This is a genomic window from Robbsia andropogonis (assembly GCF_000970345.1).
Classification (GTDB): domain Bacteria; phylum Pseudomonadota; class Gammaproteobacteria; order Burkholderiales; family Burkholderiaceae; genus Robbsia; species Robbsia andropogonis.
In genome coordinates this window covers 1-3,584 of sequence record NZ_LAQU01000099.1, presented here as the reverse complement: position 1 = coordinate 3,584, position 3,584 = coordinate 1, and the positions used below count along the sequence as shown (strand labels likewise).

Annotated in this window: 5 protein-coding genes; all 5 read left to right on the top strand. The window is 46.4% G+C overall.

The features are described 5' to 3' along the window. On the top strand, positions 1–306 hold a 306-nt coding region (locus WM40_RS25945; protein ID WP_236693712.1), incomplete at its 5' end, for a gamma-glutamyl-gamma-aminobutyrate hydrolase family protein. Positions 307–342: 36 nt separating this feature from the next. Further along, a complete protein-coding gene (locus tag WM40_RS25940) occupies positions 343–1,014 on the top strand; it encodes a LysE family translocator (RefSeq protein ID WP_236693711.1) in 672 nt (223 codons plus the stop codon). 63 nt (positions 1,015–1,077) lie between these two features. Further along, complete coding sequence (locus WM40_RS29240; RefSeq protein ID WP_082103275.1) at positions 1,078–2,031, top strand: homoserine O-succinyltransferase; 954 nt, start codon at positions 1,078–1,080, stop codon at positions 2,029–2,031. 107 nt (positions 2,032–2,138) lie between these two features. Further along, entirely contained in the window at positions 2,139–2,588 is a 450-nt protein-coding gene (locus WM40_RS31885) for a type I glutamate--ammonia ligase (RefSeq protein WP_236693710.1), read from the top strand. Next, entirely contained in the window at positions 2,564–3,490 is a 927-nt protein-coding gene (locus WM40_RS25935; RefSeq protein WP_236693709.1) for a glutamine synthetase family protein, read from the top strand. Before WM40_RS31885 ends, WM40_RS25935 begins: the two co-directional genes overlap by 25 nt. The last annotated feature ends 94 nt before the right edge of the window (positions 3,491–3,584 follow it).

Sequence of the window (3,584 nt, the reverse complement as noted above, 5' to 3'; positions counted from 1 at the left end):
CCATCTGACGTCCCTCGCGACCAACAATATCTTCCCACGCATACGGTCAGCGTCATGCCAGTCGGACGGCTGTCACCAATTGTAGAAAGCGCCGAACTGTACGTTAACTCATTGCACAACCAAGGCATCAAAACCTTGGGTGCCAATGTGCAGATGGAGGCAGTTGCTTCGGACGGCGTGATTGAAGCAATCTCATACAAGAAATCATCAACATTTCAGCTCGCGGTGCAATGGCATCCTGAATGGCACGCGACCAGCGACGTAACAAGCCGTAAATGTTCAAGGCGTTTGGAAATGCATGCTTAGATTACCAGTCGACTAAGCTACCACACAAGCGACCGAATGACTCAAATCAATGAGTTGTGTTTTATCTATTTGAATTATGTGTTGATGGAATCTTGCGGAATTATGGATTTACATTTGTTGATCTTGTTTATTGTTGCTTTCACCTCAGCGGTCGCTGTACCAGGCCCAAACATAGGGTTTGCGGTTGCGCAAACTCTCAGATATGGACGAGAAACGATTGTCCCTTGTTCACTTGGTTTTGGGTTAGCAACCGCAATCCACGCAATAGTCGCGCTTTCGGGTGTTGGATTGATCATTCGTGATCATCGCTCGATTCTTAATTACCTCCGGTGGTTCGGTGCGATCTACCTGGCTTATATTGCGATCACTGCATTTTTCGCAAAACCCTCTCCCAGCGACCAAAAAGTTGTCGTTTCGAGTCAAAATAAGATTTTTATCGATTCTCTGCTAGTCGCTTTAATCAACCCAAAAGGTTGGTTAGCGACCTTGCTTACCTATCCTGCTTTCATCAGCTCACATGTACCTTACATTCATCAAGCACTAACGCTGAGTGTGGTGGGCGTGATTGTTTCACTGATTATATACGGCGGCTACATGTTCCTCGCTCAAAAAGCACGAGCTGCCTTTGATAACGTCTCCATCATCAATAGGGTAACTGGGTCTTTTTATGCTGCGATCGCACTTTGTCTAGTGATCTTTTCCTGGTAACTCTGATGCAAAAATCGATAAATTATCGAACTAAGAAAGAAACATAGCGGAGGCTCAAAGCATATGTCAATCATAATTCCCAAAGGCCTACCCGCAGGTTACACGCTTGCGGCCGAAGGCATCATGGTTCTGGATAGAGAAAATAAGGGCTATACGTGCCTCCGACCGTTACGTGTAGGTTTGTTAAACCTTATGCCGAACAAAAGAAATACAGAAATACAGATAGCACGTTTGCTAGGCTCTACCGCGCTGCAAGTCGAACTGACGCTGATTAAAATAACAAGCCATTCGCCCAAGAACACGCCACCCGAGCATCTAGCATCTTTTTACCACGATTGGCATGAGCTTCAGGAGCAGAAGTTTGACGGGCTCATCGTGACTGGCGCGCCGGTCGAAACGATTCCTTTCGAACAAGTTTATTATTGGAATGAACTCACCAAAATTTTTCGGTGGACGCTAACCAACGTTCACAGGTGCTTTAATATTTGTTGGGCAGCTCAAGCAGCCATTCATTATTTTCACGGCATGCCCAAGTACACCTTATTTGAAAAAGCTTTTGGCGTATTTAAGCATCGCTGTGTAGGAAATAAATCTCCTTATTTGAAGGGACTATCTGACGACTTCGACATCCCAGTTTCACGCTGGACAGAAATGCGACAGACAGATATACCGCCCGATAGCGGTCTATCCGTTTTAATTGACTCGCCGCACACAGGCCTATGCCTACTCGACGATCCTAATCATAACGCGCTTCATTTCTTCAATCATATCGAATACGATTCGAACTCACTGGCCGATGAGTATTTCCGAGACAGAAAGGCAGGTAAATGTGTTAGTCGCCCGCGAAACTATTTTCCCGGTGACTGTGAAGCGTCAGCTCCGACAAATCTGTGGCGCAGTCACGCCCATCTCTTGTTCGGAAATTGGATTAATCATATTTCCCAATCAACTCCTGCCGATTTGAATCACATCGGTCAAGACTACTCTAGCACTACTTCAACCGGAGAAATTTCATGATCGATGACCTAAATCCTGCTAAAACCGACGTTACTGCTTTACTTGTAATAGCCTATTGGTAAAACTAGCATAAAATTTATTCTTTACTGTTGGGTAGGAGTACGAAAATGACATTCGAAGAATTAAAGCGCGCTGTAGCCGCTGGTTCAATCGATACGGTACTTATGTGCATAGTAGATATGCAAGGCAGACTGATGGGAAAGCGCTGTCATGCAGCGTTTTTTGTCCGGCATGGCTACCAAGAAGCTCACGCATGCAATTACCTGTTAGCGGATGACATGGAGATGCTTCCAGTTGAAGGTTACCGTTGCGCCAGTTGGGACCGCGGATATGGAGACTTACTCCTCAAACCAGACCTTTCAACGATACGACCGCTGCCATGGTTGGACGCAACCGCACTTGTAATTTGCGATACCTTTGATGCTAAGGGCGCACCTATAGCACATTCGCCCAGACAAATTCTGCAGAAACAGATGCGCCGGCTAGCTGATTTGGGCATGCGCGCTGGTTTTGCATCGGAACTGGAATTTTATTGTTTGATGAACCCTACGATGTGATAACTAAGAAAAGCTTTACTAACCTGAAAACATTTGGCACCTATAATCAAGATTACCATATTCTATCGACCACACGTCAAGAGTCTGTTATGCGTCCAATTAGAAATGGGCTTTACGAGGCAGGCGTTCCTATTGAATGCTCAAAAGGAGAAGGCGGACCAGGTCAAGGCGAAATCAATGTGCGTTATGCTGATCCACTGTTAATGGCAGATCACCATGTGCTAATCAAGCACGGTAGCAAGGAGATCGCGGAGCAGCACTGCAAGGCTATTACCTACATGGCTAAGTGGAATTATCAACTTGCCGGTTCCTCGTGCCATATCCACTCATCACTTTGGTCTCTTGACGGTCGGCCTCTTTTTTACGATTCGTCAGCCCCGAGTGGTATGTCTGCGTTGATGAGAAGCTACTTGGGAGGTCTGATGAAATACTCGAAAGACATTACTCTCTTGTTGGCTCCATATATAAACTCCTATAAGAGGTTTCAAATGGACACTTTCGCACCGACGAAGATTGCCTGGAGCCAAGACAACCGTACAGTTGGCTTCCGTGTTTGCGGCGAAGGTTCAGGCGCAATTCGAGCAGAGTGCCGTATTGGTGGTGCGGATCTTAACCCTTACCTCGCTTTCGCAGGTCTTATAGCAGCAGGCCTGGCGGGTATTGAAGAAAAGCTGGATCTGCCGCCGCCGTTTGTCGGTGATGGCTATCGGGAGACCTCGCTACCAGAAATTCCGAAAACGCTTAGAAATGCTATTGAAATTACGTCAAAATCAGCATGGCTTCGCGAGATTCTGGGAGGTGAAGTGGTTGACCACTATGTTCACGCGGCACAGTGGGAGCAAACAGAACATGATCGACGTATTACTGATTGGGAGTTGCGCAGAGGATTTGAGAGAAGTTGAGCCAGCATTGTCGGCTCTGGTGCAAATAGGTGGTATGAATCTGTTACATTATGCTGCTCAAAAATCGGAGGATCGATGATGAGCAAGGACAAAG